Annotated in this window: 18 protein-coding genes and 1 tRNA gene; 10 read left to right on the plus strand and 9 right to left on the minus strand. The window is 73.0% G+C overall.

Annotation, left to right across the window (positions count from 1 at the left end):
- Window positions 1–13: 13 nt before the first annotated feature.
- Complete coding sequence (locus tag CFP65_RS16420) at window positions 14–346, minus strand: Nif11-like leader peptide family natural product precursor (RefSeq protein WP_104816803.1); 333 nt, start codon at window positions 344–346, stop codon at window positions 14–16.
- Window positions 347–559: 213 nt separating this feature from the next.
- Complete coding sequence (gene glgX, locus CFP65_RS16425) at window positions 560–2,803, minus strand: glycogen debranching protein GlgX (protein ID WP_104820926.1); 2,244 nt, start codon at window positions 2,801–2,803, stop codon at window positions 560–562.
- 367 nt (window positions 2,804–3,170) lie between these two features.
- Here glgX and CFP65_RS16430 point away from each other — a divergent pair, with 367 nt between their 5' ends.
- On the plus strand, window positions 3,171–3,701 hold the full coding sequence (locus CFP65_RS16430) for a hypothetical protein (protein ID WP_104816804.1): 531 nt from the start codon (window positions 3,171–3,173) through the stop codon (window positions 3,699–3,701).
- A 140-nt stretch (window positions 3,702–3,841) separates the two neighbouring features.
- Here the strand turns inward: CFP65_RS16430 and glgA are convergent, their stop codons facing one another.
- A complete protein-coding gene (glgA, locus tag CFP65_RS16435; RefSeq protein ID WP_104816805.1) occupies window positions 3,842–5,047 on the minus strand; it encodes a glycogen synthase in 1,206 nt (401 codons plus the stop codon).
- A gap of 39 nt (window positions 5,048–5,086) precedes the next feature.
- Window positions 5,087–5,257, minus strand: a complete 171-nt coding sequence (locus tag CFP65_RS38955; protein ID WP_158702202.1) for a hypothetical protein — start codon at window positions 5,255–5,257, stop codon at window positions 5,087–5,089.
- A gap of 319 nt (window positions 5,258–5,576) precedes the next feature.
- Here CFP65_RS38955 and CFP65_RS42135 point away from each other — a divergent pair, with 319 nt between their 5' ends.
- The 4 genes from CFP65_RS42135 (at window position 5,577) to CFP65_RS16455 (ending at window position 9,975) form a co-directional block, all read left to right on the plus strand.
- On the plus strand, window positions 5,577–6,932 hold the full coding sequence (locus CFP65_RS42135; protein ID WP_104816806.1) for a tetratricopeptide repeat protein: 1,356 nt from the start codon (window positions 5,577–5,579) through the stop codon (window positions 6,930–6,932).
- A 67-nt stretch (window positions 6,933–6,999) separates the two neighbouring features.
- On the plus strand, window positions 7,000–8,361 hold the full coding sequence (locus tag CFP65_RS16445) for a helix-turn-helix transcriptional regulator (protein WP_104816807.1): 1,362 nt from the start codon (window positions 7,000–7,002) through the stop codon (window positions 8,359–8,361).
- Between the two features lie 84 nt (window positions 8,362–8,445).
- A complete protein-coding gene (locus CFP65_RS16450; RefSeq protein ID WP_104816808.1) occupies window positions 8,446–8,943 on the plus strand; it encodes a GNAT family N-acetyltransferase in 498 nt (165 codons plus the stop codon).
- A gap of 99 nt (window positions 8,944–9,042) precedes the next feature.
- Window positions 9,043–9,975, plus strand: a complete 933-nt coding sequence (locus CFP65_RS16455; RefSeq protein ID WP_104820927.1) for a 2-dehydropantoate 2-reductase — start codon at window positions 9,043–9,045, stop codon at window positions 9,973–9,975.
- Between the two features lie 210 nt (window positions 9,976–10,185).
- Here the strand turns inward: CFP65_RS16455 and CFP65_RS16460 are convergent, their stop codons facing one another.
- The 3 genes from CFP65_RS16460 to CFP65_RS16470 form a co-directional block, all read right to left on the minus strand.
- On the minus strand, window positions 10,186–10,827 hold the full coding sequence (locus CFP65_RS16460) for an RraA family protein (protein WP_104820928.1): 642 nt from the start codon (window positions 10,825–10,827) through the stop codon (window positions 10,186–10,188).
- Between the two features lie 84 nt (window positions 10,828–10,911).
- Window positions 10,912–11,685, minus strand: a complete 774-nt coding sequence (locus CFP65_RS16465) for a formate/nitrite transporter family protein (RefSeq protein WP_158702203.1) — start codon at window positions 11,683–11,685, stop codon at window positions 10,912–10,914.
- A gap of 223 nt (window positions 11,686–11,908) precedes the next feature.
- The gene (locus CFP65_RS16470; protein ID WP_104816810.1) at window positions 11,909–12,853 is read right to left on the minus strand and encodes an SDR family oxidoreductase; all 945 of its coding nucleotides are present in this window, start codon (window positions 12,851–12,853) and stop codon (window positions 11,909–11,911) included.
- 119 nt (window positions 12,854–12,972) lie between these two features.
- On the opposite strand from CFP65_RS16470, the gene CFP65_RS16475 reads away from it, so the two are divergent.
- Both CFP65_RS16475 and CFP65_RS16480 read left to right on the plus strand, forming a co-directional pair.
- Window positions 12,973–13,539 carry a TetR/AcrR family transcriptional regulator gene (locus CFP65_RS16475; protein ID WP_104816811.1) on the plus strand — a complete coding sequence of 189 codons (567 nt, stop codon included), beginning with the start codon at window positions 12,973–12,975 and terminating at the stop codon, window positions 13,537–13,539.
- A 37-nt stretch (window positions 13,540–13,576) separates the two neighbouring features.
- Window positions 13,577–14,059, plus strand: coding sequence for a nuclear transport factor 2 family protein (locus CFP65_RS16480; protein ID WP_104816812.1), 483 nt, complete (start codon window positions 13,577–13,579; stop codon window positions 14,057–14,059).
- A 61-nt stretch (window positions 14,060–14,120) separates the two neighbouring features.
- Here CFP65_RS16480 and CFP65_RS16485 read toward each other — a convergent pair.
- Window positions 14,121–14,197: transfer RNA gene (locus CFP65_RS16485), tRNA-Thr, on the minus strand.
- Between the two features lie 289 nt (window positions 14,198–14,486).
- Between CFP65_RS16485 and CFP65_RS16490 the strand changes: the two genes are divergently transcribed.
- The 3 genes from CFP65_RS16490 (at window position 14,487) to CFP65_RS16500 (ending at window position 17,004) form a co-directional block, all read left to right on the plus strand.
- The gene (locus tag CFP65_RS16490) at window positions 14,487–15,578 is read left to right on the plus strand and encodes an ABC transporter ATP-binding protein (protein WP_104816813.1); all 1,092 of its coding nucleotides are present in this window, start codon (window positions 14,487–14,489) and stop codon (window positions 15,576–15,578) included.
- Between the two features lie 162 nt (window positions 15,579–15,740).
- Window positions 15,741–16,178, plus strand: a complete 438-nt coding sequence (locus CFP65_RS16495) for a hypothetical protein (protein WP_104816814.1) — start codon at window positions 15,741–15,743, stop codon at window positions 16,176–16,178.
- Between the two features lie 55 nt (window positions 16,179–16,233).
- Window positions 16,234–17,004 carry a nucleotidyltransferase family protein gene (locus CFP65_RS16500; protein ID WP_104816815.1) on the plus strand — a complete coding sequence of 257 codons (771 nt, stop codon included), beginning with the start codon at window positions 16,234–16,236 and terminating at the stop codon, window positions 17,002–17,004.
- A gap of 84 nt (window positions 17,005–17,088) precedes the next feature.
- On the opposite strand, the gene CFP65_RS16505 is transcribed toward CFP65_RS16500, so the two are convergent.
- Window positions 17,089–18,726 (minus strand): DoxX family membrane protein, encoded by a 1,638-nt coding sequence (locus CFP65_RS16505; RefSeq protein WP_104816816.1) that lies wholly within the window; start codon window positions 18,724–18,726, stop codon window positions 17,089–17,091.
- Window positions 18,727–18,758: the final 32 nt, after the last annotated feature.

The following is an 18,758-nucleotide window of genomic DNA, read 5'->3' on the forward strand; positions in this document are numbered from 1 at the left end:
ACCCCGCGGAGCCTCAGGCGGTCTGGCCGTCCTCGACCAGGAGGCGGTGCAGCTCGATCTCGGTGAAGCGGCCGGCCACCTTGTCGACCAGGTACTCGAGGTAGGTGGTGCCCCAGCGGTCGCGCCAGAGGCTGCCGATGCCGTCGCCGCCCTCGGCCTCCTTGAGCAGCACGACGGCCATCTCCAGCGCGAGCACCCCGGAGAGGATGTCCTCCGCCGTGAAGTCGTACCCTTCGCTCAGGGCGAGCCGGGAGAGACTGTGCAGATCCCGGTGGCGGTACCGCCGGAGCATCGCGTCGTCGTCCTGGAGCGCGAGCAGGAACTCGGCGAAACTCTGCTGGGACATTACGGTGTCTCCCTTCTCGTCCTACTGCGGTCTTCTCGTCCTACTGCGGTCTTCTCGTCCTACTGCGGTCTTTCGCCCTGCTGCGGTCCACTGCGGGTCCATGCGGTCTGCTGGGGGCCTGGTACGGCCGCACCTGACACGAGATCAGGTCCATGACAAGGGTGGCCCATTCGGCTATTGACGCCCTGTAGCTCCCACATACCCCCGACCGCTTCAGTCGGAGTCGAGCGGGGCATCGGCCGCCACCAGGACGACGATGCTGTGACCCTCGGCCACGTAGCCGAGCCCCTCCACCGGGGCCTCCGAGCCCGGCGGGAGGATGTCCTCCGGCGCGGGCCTCGCGGTGTCGACCAGTCGTAGCCAGGCGCCCCCGCGATCGGCGGGCAGCTCGAACTCCTGGGCCTTGTCAGACATATTGAGGATCAGGTGCAGATCCGGCCGGCCGCCTCGACCGGCCAGCGTTAAGGCCAGCACCCGGGCCTCCGGGTCGTCCCAGCCGGGCTTGCCCAAGCGGGTGCCGTGCCAGACCGCCTCCGACGGCCCGTCGGTCGGCCGAGCCGGCGCACCAGCCGCCCGCACCTCGCCACGTCGCACCGCGGCGGCCTGACTCGCCGCCCGCTCGACGGCCGCGCACTGCGGGTAGAACTGGGCCCGCGACAGCGCCTCGTGCCGCCGCCGCAGCGCGATCATCTCCCGGACGAAGCGCCGCAGGTCCTCCTCCTTGGCGGCCTGGTCCCAGTCCAGCCAGGAGGTCTCGTTCGGCTGGCAGTCGGCGTTGTTGTTGCCGCCCTGGCTGTTGCGGAACTCGTCTCCGGCCAGCAGCATCGGCACGCCCCGGCTGAGCAGCAGCAGCGCCAGGAGGTTGCGGACCTGCCGGGCCCGCAGCCGCTCGACGGCCGGGTCCTCGGTCGGGCCCTCGATGCCGCAGTTCCAGCTGAAGTTCTCGGCCGCGCCGTCCACCCCCGCCTGGCCGTTGGCCAGGTTGTGGCGATGGTCGTAGCTGACCAGGTCGTTGAGCGTGAAGCCCTCGTGGCAAGTCACGAAGTTGACGCTGTTGGTGGGCAGTTGGCCTTGGCCGCGGAACACGTCGGGCGAGCCGCCGAGCCGGTGCGCGAGACTGCGCAGCAGCCCGCCCTCGCCGCGGACGAACCGCCGCACGTCGTCCCGGTACGGCCCGTTCCACTGCAGCCAGCGCTTCCCGGGGAAGTGGCCCACCTGGTAGATCCCGCCGCCGTCCCAGGGCTCGGCGATGATCTTCGCCTCGGTGAGCACGCTGGACAGCTCCACCGCCCAGAGCACCGGCGGCACCTCCAGCTCGGAGCCGCCGTCCCCGCGCGCCAACTCCGAGGCCAGGCCGAACCGGAAGCCGTCCACGTGGTGCTCGGTCACCCAGTACTCCAGGCACTCGATCACCAGCTTGGCCACCGCCGGGTGGTTGGCGTTGATCGCGTTGCCCCGCCCGGTGAAGTCCATGTAGCGGCGGCGGTCCTGCGGCCACAGGTGGTAGTAGGTCTCGTTCGCCTGGCCCCGGAAGCTGATCGTCGGCCCGTTCTCGTCGCCCTCCGAGGTGTGGGTGAAGGTCACGTCGAGGATCACCTCGATGCCGGCCCGGTGCAGCGCCTTGACCATGTCGCGGAACTCGGTGACGTGGGTGCCCGCGAGCGGGTCCGAGCAGTAGCCGGTGTGCGGGGCGAAGAACCCGAACGGGGCGTAGCCCCAGTAGTCGTGCAGCGGGGCGCCGTCCGGCCCGGTGCGCAGCACCCGGCGCTCGTCGAAGTCGAAGACCGGCATCAGCTGCACGGCGGTCACGCCGAGCTCGAGCAGGTGCGGGATCTTCTCGACCACGGCCGAGAAGGTGCCCGGGTGGACGGTGCGGGAGGTCGGCGAGGCGGTGAAGCCGCCCACGTGCAGCTCATAGAGGACGGTCTCGGTGAGCGGGGTGCGCGGGGGCTGCACGCCCTCCCAGTCGTAGCCGGCCAGGTCGACCACGGTGCTGCGCATCGAGGACGCGCAGTTGTCCTCCGGGCCGACCGCCCGCAGCCGGTCCCAGAGCGTGTTGACGTTGGCCCGGGCGTAGGGGTCGAGCAGCACCTTGCGCGGCGCGAACCGGGTGCCCGACTCCCGCGCCGGGCCGGGGCCGTCCATCCGGTACGCGTAGACCTGGCCGGGGCGCAGCCCGGCGACGTGGCAGTGCCAGAAGTGGAAGGTGCGGTGGCGCTCCGGGTCGAGCGTGATCACCCGGCTCGGCGCCGGGGCGTCGTGCGCGTCGAAGAGCAGCAGCTCCACCGAGCTCGCGTGCTGCGAGAAGACCGAGAAGTTCACCCCGCCCGCATCGGGGACGGCACCCAGCGGCTGGGGCCGACCGGGCAGCACCGAGGGCAACGCCGCCTGCCCGAACAGCCCACCGGAAGCACCGGCCGGACGGCCCGGGGCATCCGGCCGACTGTACCTACGCATCGTCATCCTGGTGCCTTTTCCGTTCACGCGATCGCAGCGACCCCTGGAGCCAACCTCACCTGCGGCCTTTCGCACAACTACTGCCATGTGCTGCGTCACCTAGGACCGGCCGTCGCGAACACACTGTCGAGTCACAGTTCAACTCTTCATATGACTTTCAGTCAAGTCATTAGTCAATCGAGAGCGCAGGCCGAACCCGACGGCACCCCCGGCCGGAGGACCGGAGATCGGGCGGTTTCAGCTCCGTGGGAGATATGCGTGACTCATGACGAAAGGGGCCGACATAAGATCCATCCCGGGTGTCAGAATCCTGCGACGCAACGTCGCCCCTTGATCACCTAGTGCGCTATCTTCGACTGTCGGGCCCATGGCCGCCTGGTGGCCGGGGGCCCTGATCGCCAAGGACGTGACCCCGGCCTGCTCGGGGGCATCGGGGGGGGACATGCGAGGGGAAGCGCTACGCGCTGCATTCTTCGATCTGGCGTTGATCTCGTGGGAATCGTTCGAGGCCGCGAGAGCCGCCATTGATCTACATCGGAGTTCGGGGGACCTCCTGGTGCTGATGGTGCCGCATTCTGCCGTGCACCTGTCAACCGACCCGGAAGCGCCTTCCGGTGGCGGCACCCATGCCGTCAGTGACCTCCTGGCAGGGGGTGAGGATTGTCTTCGGATAACCGTGAGCCCGGACGAGGAGCGCGCCTGCACCGTCGTGGAAGCGATGATGAAACTGGGCGTCGACGCCTTCCGCTGTTTCGGCTACGCGGATCACCGCGAAGCCCTGCGCACGCTCAGCGTGGTCGGCAATCCCCGCATCCTGGGCGGCGATCCGGACCTCATGGAATATGCCCGCGCCCAGGGCTGGCCGGTGTTTTCCGCCGCCGCTTCCGCGGCCGGCTGATCACGGTGAGCTGACGCTGCGTCACCGAGCGCGGTCGACCGGCGACCCATCGTACTCGAACGCCGTTTGACAGCGCGAGGTTGACTGCGGCGGGCCCGGGTGGGCCCGCCGCAGCCGACGGCGTCAACCGACTCGCCGACCTACCGGTCGGCGGTGAGGTGCTGGTACACGGCCAGCGTGCGCTCCGCCGCGCCGTCCCAGGAGAAGTCCTGGACGGCCCGCCGCCGGCCCGCCTCGCCGAGCCGAGCCGCCAACTCCGGGTCGTCCAGCAGGACGTTGACCGAGTGCGCCAGGTCGAAGGCGAACCGCTCGCGGTCCACCGGCTCGCCGCTGCCGTCCTCGTGCTGCTCGTAGCGGACCAGCAGCCCGGTGTCGCCGTGCTCGACGAACTCGGGGATGCTGCCGACCGCCGTCGCCACCACGGGCGTGCCGCAGGCCATCGCCTTGAGGTTGACGGCCCCGGTCGCCTCGCGCACCGAAGGGCAGGCGAACAGGGTGGCGTGCGCCAGGAGTTGGCGCATGCCGAGCTGGTCGAGGGTGCTGTTGATCCGGAAGACCCCCGCCCGCCGCCGGCTCAACTCGTCGATCAGCTCGTCGACCTCGCGGGCGACCTCGGGGCTCTTCGGCTGCTCGCAGCAGAGCACCAGCTGGGCGTCCGGACGGAACAGGAAGGCCGCGCGGAGCAGGTGCGGCAAGCCTTTGCGCCTGGTCACCGGGCCGGCGAACATGACGATCGGCTTGGCCGGGTCGATCCCGAAACGGTCCAGCACGGCCGCCCCGTGATCCGGCCACCAGAGCTCGGTGTCGACACCGGGACGGATCACGTGCGTCCGCTCCCGGGCGACCTCGGGGTAGAGCGCGAGGATGGTCTCCCGGGTGGCGTCCGACTCGGCGATCAACGCGTCCGCCTCGTGGGCGGAGGCCCGCTCCATCCACCCGGAGAGCGCGTGCCGCCCGTCCGGCCGCTCCTCGGCGGCCTCGGACTCGTGGCCGGCCCCGAGCAACTCCTTGTCCTGCATGGTCATCACGTGCGGAATCCCGTAAAGCCGCCCGGCGACGTGACCCGCCGCGTTGGTGGCCCAGGTGTGACTGTGCACCAGATCGGCGTCGAAGCAGTCGTCGGCCATCCCCAGCCCCGCGCCCAGGAACTGGAAGGCGCTGTAGCCCTGCTCATGGCCCTCCGGCCCCCGGTAGGCGTACGTGTCGGGCTCCGCCCGCTCGGTGTGGAAACACCGGACCCTGACCCTGATCCGGCGACGCAGCGCCCGGGTCAGCTCGACGGTGTGGCCGCCCGCCTCCCCGCGCGTCTGGGAGGGGTAGTCCCTCGTGAGGAGTTCGACGCGCATCTCGCGTTCCCTTTCTGGCTCAAGCGACCTGCCGGTCCGTCAGCAGCAGCCCTGCTTGCCGTTCTCCGGGGTCGGGCTCGGAGAAGTCACCACGGTGGTCGTGGTGGTGGTGCTCGCCCCGTCAGCCAGCGCGGAGGCCCCCGAAGCGGTGACGGCGAGACCGCTGACGGCGATGGCGACGGCGGCGACGGAGATGGCGATCTTCTTCATGGCTACTGGCTCGACCTTCTGCTGCTCGACTGCGGTTGACAGCTAGAGTCAATCGGCTTTGACAGTGCTTGTCAATCAACTTCACTCAGTCGGTTTACAAGCTGGTTGACCGATGCTGTCCGAGGCGCCCTCGCCCTACTGCCCCTTGCCCCGAGCGGGACGAAGGGGGCAGCTCACCGCCGTCCGACCCGGTGGAGGTCACTTAACAAAGAGCCCCACTCCCCCTTGGCTACGCCTGGTAGATTCTGTAAAAACGACAGTCAAGCGGGTACACCCGAGGCTGGCCGTCAGGGTCACAGGACAGGTTGACCGGAGAACCATGGAGCAGACACAGAGCGGCACCAACGGCATCGGGCAGCGCCTGCGCGAACTACGTCAGCGGAAGGGCCTCAACCAACAGGACCTGGCCTCCGCCGATCTCTCGATCAGCTACGTCTCGCTGATCGAGAACGGCAAGCGGGTGCCGTCTGCTGCCGTCCTCCAGACGCTCGCCGAACGTGTCGGCTGTTCGGTCGAGTACCTGAAGACCGGGCGGGACGACGCCAAGGTCCACGAGCTGGAGCTGAAGATCGCCTTCGGCGACATGGCGATGCGCAACGGCTCCAACGGCGAGGCGCTCCAGTCCTACAGCGAGGCGCTGGCCGCCGCGCCGTTCCTCAGCCCGGAGAAGGTCCGCCGGGCCCGGATCGGCCAAGCCCTCTCCTTCGAGAAGCTGGGCCGGCTGGAGCCGGCCATCCAGCTGCTGACCACCCTCTTCCAGGACCCGGCCACCGTGCCCGGCTCCGCCGAGTGGGCCCAGCTGGCCGTGGCGCTCTGCCGGTGCCACCGCGACGCCGGCGACCACCTGCTGAGCGTCGAGATCGGCGAGCGCGCCATGCGCACCCTCGACGATCTCGGGCTCGACCTGACCGACGACCACATCCAGGTGGGCTCGACCCTGCTCAACTGCTACCAGCGCCGGGGCGACCTGACCCAGGCCCACATCCTGGCCAACCGCCTGATCAGCTCGGCCGAGGGCACCGGCTCCCGGGTGGCCCGGGGCGTCGTCTACTGGAACGCCGCGCTGGTCGCCAGCGAGAAGGGCCACAGCAAAGAGGCGCTCGCCCTCGCCGAGCGCGCGCTGATCCTGCTCGCCGAGACGGACAACGTGCGGCACCAGGCCCTGCTCAAGGAGGTCTACGCCGGCCTGCTGCTGGAGCTGGAAACCCCTGACCTGGACCGGGCCCGGACCCTCCTGGACGAGGCCCACGTGGTGCTCCTGGAGGTCGGCACGGCCTCCGAGCAGGCCAACAGCGAGGCCCTGCTCGCCCAGGCCGCGCTCCAGATGGGTGATTCGCTGCAGGCCGCCACGCACGCCAGCCGGGCGCTCGGGCTGATGCGCAACGACCCGCAGGACGAGGCCGCCCTGCTCCGCGTCCTGCTGGCCAACGCCCAGCACCAGGCCGGGGACGTGGGCAGCGCCGAGACCACGCTGCGGGCCGTCGTCCGTCAGCTCCAACAGATCCCGTCCACCCACACCACCGCCAGGGCCTGGCGCAACGCGGGTGACCTCTGGAAGCTGCTCGGCCGCCTCACCGAGGCCATGGACGCCTACGAGAAGGCACTCGGCCAAGCCGGTGTCCGCGGTCTCCCGGCGCCCACCCCCGTTCCCCGCTTCGTCAACGAACTCAGCTGAGCCCGGTGGCCGTTCGGCGCCCGCCGAAGGGCCACCGACCGAAGCCGACCGGAGGGACGAGGGGCGGATGGACGGCAACACCGCCGGCGAGCCCGGCACCGGCGGCGAGCCCGCCAGAACCACCGGCATCGGCGAGCGCCTGCGCGAGCTGCGCCGGCGCAAGGGCCTGAGCCGGCAGGACCTCGCCTCGGCGGACCTGTCGGCCGAGGCGGTGGGGCAGGTCGAGGACGGCACGCACGTGCCGTCGGCCACCATGCTCCGACGCCTCGCCGAACTGGTCGGCTGCTCGGTGGAGTACCTCAGGACCGGGCAGGACGAGGCCGCCGCCCAGGAGCGCGAGTTGAAGCTCGCCTTCGGCGACCTGGCGCTGCGCAACGGGGGTGACGGCGCAGCGCTGCGAGCGTACAGCGAGGCCCTGGCCGCCGCGCCGTTCCTGACGGCGCAGCAGGTGCGGCGGGCCCGGACGGGCCAGGCCTTCGCCTTCGAGAAGCTGGGGCGGCTGGAGACCGCAGTGCAGCTGTTCACCGCGCTCCTCGACGCCCCGGAGACCGTGCCCGGTTCGGCCGACTGGAGCCGACTGACGGTGGCCCTCTGCCGCTGCCACCGCAACGCGGGGCAGCCGGCCTTGGGCATCGAGATCGGCGAGCAGGCCCTGCGCACCCTCGACGAACTCGGCCTGCCGGTCACCGACGACCACCTGAAGCTCGGCTCGACGGTGCTGAGCTGCTACCGGCGGGCGGGCGACCTCTCCTCGGCGCAGCAGCTCGCCAAACGGCTGATCAGGACGGCGGAGGCCACCGGTTCCCGCGTCTCGCGGGGCGTCGTGTACTGGAACGCGGCGACGGTGACCGCTGCCCGCGGACGCGTCCAGGAGGCACTCGACCTGGCCGAGCTGGCGCTGGCGCTGCTGGCCGAGAGCGACGACGCCCGCCACCTGGCCCTGCTCAAGTCCATGTACGCCTACCTCCTGCTGGAGGCCGGCCCGCCCGCCCCCGCCCGGGCGAAGGCCCTGCTGGAGGAGGCCCATCCCGTCGTCATGGAGACGGGGACGGCCTTCGAGCGGGCCAACTGCGAGGCGCTGCTGGCCCGGGCGGCGTTCCAGCTGGGCGAGACGGAGCTGGCGATCGTCCACGCCGACCGTGCGCTCGACCTCTTCCGCGGCGAGGCCCCGGACGAGGTGGCCGCGGTCAAGGTGCTGTCGGCGCACGCCCGGTACCGGGCCGGTGACGGTCCGGCGGCCGAGGCCCTGCTCGCCGAGTCCCTCACGGAGCTTGACCGGCTGCCCACGACCGACACCACGACCCGCACCTGGCGGGAGGCGGGCGACCTCTGGAAGCTCCTGGGCCGGCTGCCCGAGGCGCTGGACGCCTACGACCGCGCCTTCGCCCAGCTCGGCATGCCCGGCCTCGCCCCCACCCGCGAAGGCTGACCCGGCCGTTGTGGAGCACCGGTCACCCCGGACCGCACCGAAACGGCCTGGTGCCGGCGCCCGGACTTGCCGCATGATCCCGTCATGACGACCAGTGAGCAGGTTTTCGAGCGGCCCGGGGCGGTGGCCGGCCTCGGTGTGCGGGCCGCCCGGGGTGAGGACTTCGGGCAGTGGCGCGAGCTGTACCGGGGGTACGCGGAGTTCTACCGCGTCGCGCAGACGGAGGAGCAGGCGGCGCTGGTCTGGTCCTGGGTGCAGGACCCGGGGCACGAGGTGAACGCCCTGGTCGTCGAGGACGCGGACGGCCGGCTGCTCGGGCTCGCGCACTACCGGACCTTCGCCCGCCCGCTGTCGGCGAGCACCGGCTGCTTCCTCGACGACCTGTTCGTCGCCCCCGCCGCGCGGGGCACCGGCGCCGCCGACCTGCTGCTCGGGCGCCTCGGCGAGCTGGCCGCCGAGCACGGCTGGAGCGTGGTGCGGTGGATCACCGCCGACGACAACCACCGGGCCCGGGGCAAGTACGACCAGGTCGCCACCCGGACGATGTGGATCACCTACGACATGCCGCCGGCCGTCGGCTGAGCCCACCCCGGGCGGGCGGAATACCGCCCGCCCCCGGCCGGTTCACGCTGCGGGAGCGGCGGTTCGACGACAGCGGTACGGGGAGAGGGCGGCGTGGCGATGCGGATCCTGGTCGTGGGGGCGGGAGCCACCGGGGGTTACTACGGCGGCCGGCTGGCGCTGGCCGGGCGGTCGGTGGACTTCCTGGTGCGGCCCGGCCGGGCGGCGGTGCTGCGCGAGCGCGGCCTGCGGCTGGTCGGGTACGGCGAGCCGGGCGAGCTGCGGCCCAGCCTGGTGCTGCCCGGGCAGCTGGACGGCCCGTACGACCTGGTGCTGCTCTCGGTGAAGGCGCCCGCCCTGGCCGGGGCGATCGCCGATCTGGCCCCCGCGGTCGGGCCGGGCACAGCGGTGCTGCCCTTCCTCAACGGGATGGCCCACCTGGACGCCCTGGCCAAGGAGTTCGGCCCGCAGGCCGTGCTCGGCGGGGTGGTCAAGGTGCTCGGCACCCTGGACGACACCGGCGATGTCCGGGTGCTCGGCCCGCTCCCCGGCGGGGCCGCCGCCACCATGACCTTCGGCGAGCTCGACGGCGGCCTGACGCCCCGGATCGAGCTGGTCCGCCGGGAGCTCGCCGTGCCCGGCTTCGAGCTGGACGTCTCGCCCGACATCCGCACCGCGATGTGGCACAAGTGGGCCTTCATCAGCACGCTCGGCGCCCTCACCACCCTGATGCGCGGCTCGGTCGGCGAGATCGCCTCGGCCGGCGGGGCCTGGCTCGGCCCCGCGATCCTGGCCGAGGCGGCGGCGGTGGCCGAGGCCGCCGGCCACCCGCTGCCGGACGCCCTGCTCGTCGGCATCGCCCACGGCCTGCGCAGCACCGACTCCCCCGACACCGCCTCGCTCTACCGCGACACGGCCGCCGGCCTGCCGACCGAGGCCGAGCACATCCTCGGCGACCTCACCGCCCGGGCCCGCGCCCTCGGCGTCCCGACCCCACTGCTCGACCTCGCCACCCTCCAACTCCGGGTCCACGAGGGCCGCCTGGCCGGCTAGCCGGGAGCCCGGGGCGAAGCTGCGGGGCATGAACGCGCCGGGTGCGGACGCGCCGAGGGCACACGGGCCGGGTGCGGACGCGCCGGGTACGGACGCGGCGGGTACGGACGCGCCGAGGGCACACGGGCCGGGTGCGGACGCGCCGGGTACGGACGCGGCGGGTACGGACGCGCCGAGGGCACACGGGCCGGCGGTGGGCCTGTCGGGGTGTCAGCCCTCGAAGCCCACGGCGGCCAGGGCCTGCTCGATCTTCGCGCGGTGGGCCGCCTCCCAGTCGTCCAGGGTCTCGGCGGCCTCCTTGGCCAGGCGGGTGCGGGCGGCGGCCAGGATCTCCTCGCGGCGGGCCGCGGGGACCACCACCACGCCCTCCTCGTCGGCCACCACGATGTCGCCGGGGCCGACCAGCACGCCGCCGCAGCGCACCTGGGTGCCGTGCTCGCCCAGCGCCGCCTTGCTGCCGGGGATCGGGATGGCGCCCCGGGCGAAGACCGGGAAGCCGGCCTCGCGGGCCTCGGCCACGTCGCGGATCAGCCCGTCCAGGACGAAGGCCGTGACGCCCCGGCGCTGGGCCACGGCGCAGACGTTGCCGCCGGCCAGCGCGTAGTCCAGGTCACCGGATTCGGCCACGATCACCGCACCGGGCTCGGCCCGGTAGATCGCGGCGTGCAGCATCAGATTGTCCCCGGGCGGGCACTTGACCGTGAAGGCCGGCCCGGCCACCCGGGCCGACCCGGCCCAGAGCGGCCGGATCCCGATGTCCATCACCTGGGCCCGGCCGAGCAGATCGGCCAGCGTGGTGGTCGGGACGTCCTGGTAGCGGAGGTCCTGCCGGTCGTCGGTGTCGAGTGCCATCGCGGAGACGTCCTTCACGGGTGGTGTCCGAACAACTGCCGGTACAGACGCTAACCCCCGGCGGCGTGACCCGGCAGGCCGGCCCTACGCCGGCCGGGCCGGGCGGCCGGCCACCCAGTAGGCGAGCCCGACCAGCACGGCGCCGCCGACCGCGTTGCCCGGCACCACGTACAGCAGGGTGCGCAGCAGGCCGCCGACGCTCGCCGACCCGTCGAGCACGCCCAGCGCGTAGAGGGCCATGTCGGCCACGCAGTGCTCGAAGCCAACCGCGACGAAGACCAGCACCGGCAGCCAGAGCACCAGCGCCTTCGCCCCGTCCCCCTCGACCCGGCCGAACATCCAGACCGCCAGGCAGACCAGGAAGTTGCAGAGCACCCCGCGCCAGAACAGCTCCCCGCCGCCGAGCGCCTCCTTGCCGTGCACCAGCTCCGCCAGCATCCGCTGCGCCGCCGGCGCGGCCAGCACTCCGGAGGCGTGCACCAGGGCCGCGAAGCCGAACGCCCCGGCCAGGTTGCCCAGCAGCGAGAAGCCCCAGCTGCCGGCCAGGTCGCGCCGGCCCGTGCGGCCGGCGAGGGCGCCGACCGTCATCACCAGCACGTTGCTGGTGAACAGCTGCGCCCCGGCGAACATCACCATGGTCAGCGCGATCGGGAAGACCGCCCCCTCGACCAGCTTCACCCAGGGCGAGTGGCCCGCCACCAGCGGCGAGACGGCCGCGAGCAGCAGCACCTCGCCCACCCCGATGAACGCCCCCGCGAGCATCGAGGAGACCAGCATCCGTCCGGGGCTGCGCAGTTCGGCGGCCTTGCGGACGGCGGTCTCCGCCGTGGCGTCGAGACTCTCAGCTACACCGATCACGACCCCGACGCTACTGCGGCCGCACCGGCCGCCACCCCCGACGAACGCCCCCTCCGCCAGGGACTTGGGTCACTTCCACGGCCCGTGGACGACGGCCCCGTGGGCGAGAGGCCCGTGGACGAGGGGCCTGTCGGCGAGGGGCCGCGAGGTCGGCGAAGGTGGGGTGGCGGCGGTGGGCACCGCCGCCCGCACCCCGGCGGCCGTCCGCCACCGGGCCGCCTGCTCAGCTGACGGCTGCCGCGCCGGCCGCGAAGTAGTGGCCCGCGTCGAGGTCGGCGATCAGGCCCGGGTGGGTCGGCGCCCAGCCGAGCAGCTCGCGGGTGCGGTCGGCGGCGACCGGGTTGTCCAGGCCGATGAAGGGGGCCAGGAACCCGAAGTACTCCGCCGTCCGCTCGGCCGGGACGGCCTCGGCCTTCAGCCCCAGGCCCCGCCCGATCGCCTCGGCGATCTCCCGATGGGTCACGCCCGTGTCCCCGACGGCGTGCAGCCTGGAGCCGGCCGGGGCCTGCTCCAGGGCGAGCCGGAACACCCGGACGGCGTCCAGGGTGTGGCAGGCGGGCCAGCGGTTGGCGCCCTCGCCCGGGTACCCCGCGTACCCCGCGGCCCGGGCAAAGCCGATCAGCGCGGGCGTGAAGCCGTGCCGGTCCAGGTCGCTGTGCACCAGCGGCGGCAGCCGCACCGCCGAGGAGCGCACACCGGCCCCGGCCATCGCGACCACCAGGTTCTCGGTGTCGGCCCGGGGCCCGGCCGGGGCGGCCTCCTCCTCCGTGCTCGGCCGCTCCGCCCGGCCGCCGGAGCCGCCGGAGCCGCCGAGCGCGAGCGTCAGCGTGCCGGAGGCGATGACCAACGGCCGGCCGGAGCCGGCCAGCGCCTCGCCGAGCGCCGTGACCGCCCGCCGGTCGGCCGCGACGGCGTCCAGGAAGCCGCCGGTGCGCATCTCCTCGTGCTTGAACGCCAGGTGGACGACACCGTCGGCGGCCGAGGCGGCGGCGCGCAGACCGTCGAGGTCGTCGAGGTCGCCCCGGCGCACCTCGGCGCCGAGCGCGGCGACGGCGGCCGCCGAGGAGTCGGAGCGGGCCAGGCCGGTGACGCGGTGCCCGGCGGCGAGCAGCTCCGGGACGAGGACGGAACCCAGGTGACCGGAAGCACCGGTGACGAAGACGTGCATGCGAGAGACCTCCCGGACGCGTTCGGCCACCCGCCAGTGGACGGGGCGGCCGAGCTGATGTCACTTGATGACGTCACTCTACGCCTGATGTCATCAAGTGTCATCACTATGATGAGGGCATGGGTAGATGGGAGCCGAACGCGCGAGGCCGGCTGGGGCAGGCCGCGATGGAGCTGTACGCCGAGCGCGGCTTCGACCAGACCACCGTCGCGGAGATCGCCGAACGGGCCGGCCTGACCGCCCGGACCTTCTTCCGCCACTACGCCGACAAACGCGACGTGCTGTTCGGCGGCACGGCGCCGCTCACCGCCGCGGTGACCGGCGCCGTGGCCGCGGCCCCGGCCGGGGCGCGGCCCTTCGCCGTGGTCGGCCTGGCCGTGGAGGCCGCCGCCGAGCTGATCCAGCAGGCGCCCGAGCAGGTGGTGCTGCGCCAGGCGATCATCGACGCCCACCCCGAGCTGCGGGAGCGCGAGCTGGTCAAACTCGCCGACCTCGCCACCGCCCTCGCCGTCGCGCTCACCGACCGCGGCCTCGACCCCTGGCCCGCCCGCCTCGCCGCCGAGGCCGGGCTGGCCGCCTTCCGGGTCGCCTTCGCCCGCTGGATCGCCGACTCCGCCGCCGGCCCGCTGACGCTCGCCGTCCGCAACTCCTTCGAAGACCTGACGGCCACCGTCACCCCGGCATAGGTTGCGATCACCAGCCGATCCGAACCGGAGGACCCGCATGTCCGACTCACCGTCAGCTGACGCATCCTCAGTACAGCTGCTCACCGACCGCGTTGCCGTGATCGAGACGGTGGACGCGATCTTCGACACCTGTGACGCCAAGGACTGGGCCGCCAACCAGGCGCTCTTCGCCGACAAGGTCACCGTCGACTTCACCAGCCTGGCCGGCGGCGAGCCCGCCGAGGTCACCGCCGCCCAGCTGGTGGACGGCTGGCGGGCCGGCCTGCACGCGAAGAAGCAGAGCTTCCACCTGGTCGGCCACCACCGCGTCACCCTCGACGGCGACACCGCCGAGGTCCACGCCAAGGGCTACGCCCACAACCTGCTCGCCGCCGAGCTCGGCGGCGGCATGTGGGAGGTCTGGGGCAACTACGCCTTCACCCTCACCCGCACCCCGGGCGGCTGGAAGGCCACCGCGATGACCTTCACCGCCCAGCACACCCGCGGCGACGAGGCCGTCCGCACCCACCTGCTGCCCTGAGCCCCGCAGGAACGAGCTCGGCCCCGCGCCTACCCGAGGCGCGGGGCCGAGCGTCGTGCCGTGGAGCCCCCTGTCGGATTCGAACCGACGACCACCTGTTTACAAGACAGGTGCTCTGGCCAGCTGAGCTAAGGAGGCACGGTGACCGTCCGCGGCGGACCACGGCGGCACCGGAGCGCAGTCTACCGGGCTGGGGCGGGGTGGTGCAGGCAGATCCCGCGGAGTGATCGCCGGGGCGGGGCGGCCGGTCGTGACCGGAACGATGCCGAAAAACCGGGAGCGGGGGCTGACAAGGCCCGGGGCGGGAGGTAGCGTCGCGGGGAGCTGTCGTCTGCAGTGGTACAGACCACTCGCGGGCGGCGGTGGACAATCCCACCCTTTACTCGGATCGTCCGGCACGTTCCTGCCGGTGAAGGAGAGCACAGCCATGGCTTCTGTCACGTTCGACAAGGCGACCCGCCTCTACCCGGGCGGCACCAAGCCCGCCGTGGACGCCCTGGAGCTGCACGTCGAGGACGGCGAGTTCCTCGTCCTCGTCGGCCCCTCGGGCTGCGGCAAGTCGACCAGCCTCCGCATGCTGGCCGGCCTGGAGGACGTCAACGGCGGCGCCATCCGGATCGGTGACCGCGACGTCACCCACCTGCCGCCGAAGGACCGGGACATCGCGATGGTGTTCCAGAACTACGCGCTCTACCCGCACATGACCGTCGCCGACAACATGGGCTTCGCCCTGAAGATCGCCGGCGTCAACAAGAGCGAGATCCGCGCCAAGGTGGAGGAGGCCGCGAAGATCCTCGACCTCACCCAGTACCTGGACCGCAAGCCCAAGGCCCTCTCCGGTGGCCAGCGCCAGCGCGTCGCGATGGGCCGCGCGATCGTCCGCGAGCCGCAGGTCTTCCTGATGGACGAGCCGCTGTCGAACCTCGACGCCAAGCTCCGCGTCTCGACCCGCACCCAGATCGCCAGCCTGCAGCGCCGCCTGGGCATCACCACGGTCTACGTCACCCACGACCAGGTCGAGGCCATGACCATGGGCGACCGCGTCGCGGTGCTCAAGGACGGTCTGCTCCAGCAGGTCGACAGCCCGCGCAACATGTACGACCGCCCGGCCAACCTCTTCGTGGCCGGCTTCATCGGCTCGCCCGCGATGAACCTGGTCGAGGTCCCGCTGGTCGACGGCGGCGTGAAGTTCGGCGGCTCGGTCATCAACGTCTCCCGCGAGGAGCTGGCCGGGGCCGGCGCCGACAAGACCGTGACGGTCGGCATCCGTCCGGAGCACTTCGAGATCGTCCCGGCGGGTGGCGTCGAGGGCGTCGCGGTGACGGTCAACGTGGTCGAGGAGCTCGGCGCCGACGGCTTCGTCTACGGCACCACCAAGATCGGCGGCGAGGACAAGGACATCGTCGTGCGCGTGCACGGCCGCCAGATCCCGGAGAAGGGCGCGACCGTCCACGTCGTCCCGACCGGCGGCGAGACCCACGTCTTCTCCACCAGCACCGGCGCCCGCCTCAGCGCCTGACGCAGGCCGGGTCGCGGGGTGCACGGACGAGACCGTGCACCCCGCGACCCGCAGCGGCGTTCACCCGTACGTCAACACGGTGGAGGGATAAACCGGGACACGCCTCACTCAATGGTGTAACGGAGTGCATCCGGGGCCCCACCCACCGCTACTCTCCTGAGCGTGAACCAGCTCGTACGCCGCATCGGCCAGACCGTCGCCCTCACGCTGCCCGTGGTCCTGGTGACCACCGGTACCCTCGCCGTCACCCGCGTCCCGTGGGCACCGCCGACCGGGCTCGACCAGCAGGTGGTCGCCGCCTCCAGCGGGGCCGGCACCATCGGCCGCACCACCACCCCGAGCAACACCCAGGGCCTCGCCCCGCAGGACGCCCTCCGGGTGGACGCGATGGACGAGCTGCGCGACCACAACCCGGGCACCGCCCTCGACCTGGTCGAGCGCACCATGCGCGAGAACCCCGCCCTCACCCCGTACTGCACCTCGATCGTGGCCGACCTCGGCCGCGCCGCCGTGCGCAAGTACCAGGGCGACGTGCAGCGGGCCCGCTCCTTCGCCCGCCCGGTCTGCGACGGCTCCTTCGCCAACGGCGTGACCGGCTGACCGGTCCTCGCCGAGCGGCCCGGCCGCGGCCCGCGGGGACCCTATTGTTCTCGCTATGACCGATTCGACGAGCCCGACCAGCCGTCCCGCCACCGCCCCCCCGGCCGTCACCCAGGCGGTGATCCTGGCCGGCGGCCAGGGCTCCAGGCTGCGCCCGTACACCGACGACCGCCCGAAGCCGCTGGTCGAGATCCCCGGCACGGGGACGCCGATCGTCGGGCACCAGCTCGCCTGGCTCGCCGAGGAGGGCGTCACCGACGCCGTGATCTCCTGCGGCCACCTGGCCGAGGTGCTCCAGGAGTGGCTCGACAAGACCGACCTGCCGCTCAACGTCCGCACGGTCGTCGAGACCGAGCCGCTCGGCCGGGGCGGCGGGCTCAAGCACGCCTCCCGGGCGCTGCCCCGCCCCGAGGAGCCCTGGTACGCCACCAACGGCGACATCTGGACCCGCTTCTCGCTGCGCGACATGGCCGCCTTCCACCACGAGCGGGACGCCGTGGCGACGCTGGCCCTGGCCCGGCCCCGGATCCCCTGGGGCGCCGTGGAGACCGACCAGTTCGGCAACGTCCTCGACTTCATCGAGGCCCCGCCCTCGCCCTTCCTGATCAACGCCGGCCTGTACGTCTTCGGCCCGGCCTTCCGCGAGCTGCTGCCGGACGTGGGCGACCACGAGCGCACCACCTTCCCCCAGCTCGCCCGCAGCAAGCAGCTGGCCGGCTACCAGCTCCCGCAGGGCTGCTACTGGCGCGCGATCGACACCGCCAAGGACCTCACCGAGGCCGCCAAGGAGCTCGCCTCCGGCGCCGGCCGCGCCACCGTGGCCTGACCAGGAGTCAGAAGGACCGAGGCTCAGAACGACCGAAGGGCTGGACGCCTGAGCGTCCAGCCCTTCTCGGTGCCTACGGCCGGGTCAGACCGCCCCGGCCGGGTGGGCGGGCCCCTCCGGGGCCGCCAGGCCCAGCAGCGGGGCGCTGCCGAGCACTCCGCCGATCAGCCCGGGGCTGCTCGGCGAGCCGGGCTTGCTGGGCGAGGTGCTGCCCGGCGAGCCGGTGTGGCCGGAGCCCGAGGAGCCGGTGGTGCTGCCCGAGGAGGTGGAGCCGGTGGAGGAGGAGCCGGAGCTCTTCTCCGCCTTGGGGCTCTGGTGCGCCTTCGGGCTGTGGCTGGCGCTCGGGCTGGGCGAGGCCGCCGGGGAGGGCGGCGCGCTGGGCGTGGCCGAGGGGGCGGTGCTCGGGGTGGCCGACTGGGACGGCCCGTTGCTCGGCCAGACCGGGGAGCCGTAGTCGGTCGGCGGCTTGGCCGGGCCGGGGCTGGTCCGCCCGCCGGTGCGGACGGCCGCACCGAGCATCGACCCGGTCAGCATGGTGAGCCCCACCACCACGGTGGTGACGACCAGGCCGCGCCGCAGCACCCGCCGCCGGAGCGCGGCCGGAGCGCCGTCCCCGTACCGGCGCCAGGCCTCCAGCGCGATCCGCCCGTCCAGCGAGCCGAACGGCGCGCCGGCGATCAGCAGCGGGCTCCAGGCCGCCAGGAAGATCAGGTCGGGGGTGTCGTAGACCGGCACCGTCCGCCAGCTGACGGTGAAGAGCAGCGCGGCCGAGAGCAGCATCGCCGCCCCGGCGGCCACCCGCTGCCAGAGGCCGAGGATCGACAGCACGCCGACCACGACCTCGGTGAAGGCCACGCCGAGCCCCGCCCCGACCGGGTGGGCCATGGCGAAGTCCAGCAGCGGCTGGGCCACCCGCCAGGGGTGCAGCGAGCCGAGCCAGCGCATCATCGAGCCGCGGTCGCCGCCGTCGAAGTACACCGGGTCGCACAGCTTGCTGAACCCGGCGTAGACCGAGAGCGAGCCGAGCACCACCCGCAGCGGCAGCAGCACCAGGCCCAGGTCGACCTTCCGACCGGGGTACCAGGCGTGCTTGGAGTCGCCGGCCGTGACCTCCGGCAGCTCCCCGCTGGGCGCCCAGGGCTCCGCCCCGGGGCGCCGCCCGCCGACCGGCGCGAGCGTGCCGGCCGGCTCGGCCGGATCGCCCGGGGGCGGCCCGGACTGCCGGGGCACGGCCTGGCCGCGCCCGGGCGCGGCCGGGGCCTGCGCCGGGAGCTGCTGGGTGTCCTCCAGGCCGACCGGCGCGGCGGGCGCGGGCACGGTGCCCCGCCGGACGGCCTCGAGCAGCTGGGTGGCCGCGAGGTCGCCGGGGGCCGCCTGCCCGGTCCAGGTGACGGTGGTGACCCGGCCCTTGCGCCGCGGCGTGCCCAGGGCGGTGCCCGCGACACCGGCCAGCGCGGGCAGCTGGGCGCTGTCCACCACCACCTGCGGGGTGACCAGCGGCCGGGCGGCGAAGCTCTGCATGCCGTACGGGTCGCCGAAGGCGGCACCGGCCGGGGCGTCGATCAGCGGGGCCACCGGGGTGGCGAGCCTGATCTTGAAGCTGGCCTGGGTGCTGCTCAGCTTCGCCGGGTCGGACGGGACCTTGACCGTGTTGAGGCCGGGGTCGGAGTCTATCCCCGCCGGGCCGCCCCGCCCGGGGCGCCGAGGTGTTCTGGTGTCCACACCCGTCTAACCGGGTGACGCCCGGTTAGGAC

The organism is Kitasatospora sp. MMS16-BH015, assembly GCF_002943525.1.
In the GTDB taxonomy this organism is placed as follows: Bacteria; Actinomycetota; Actinomycetes; order Streptomycetales; family Streptomycetaceae; genus Kitasatospora.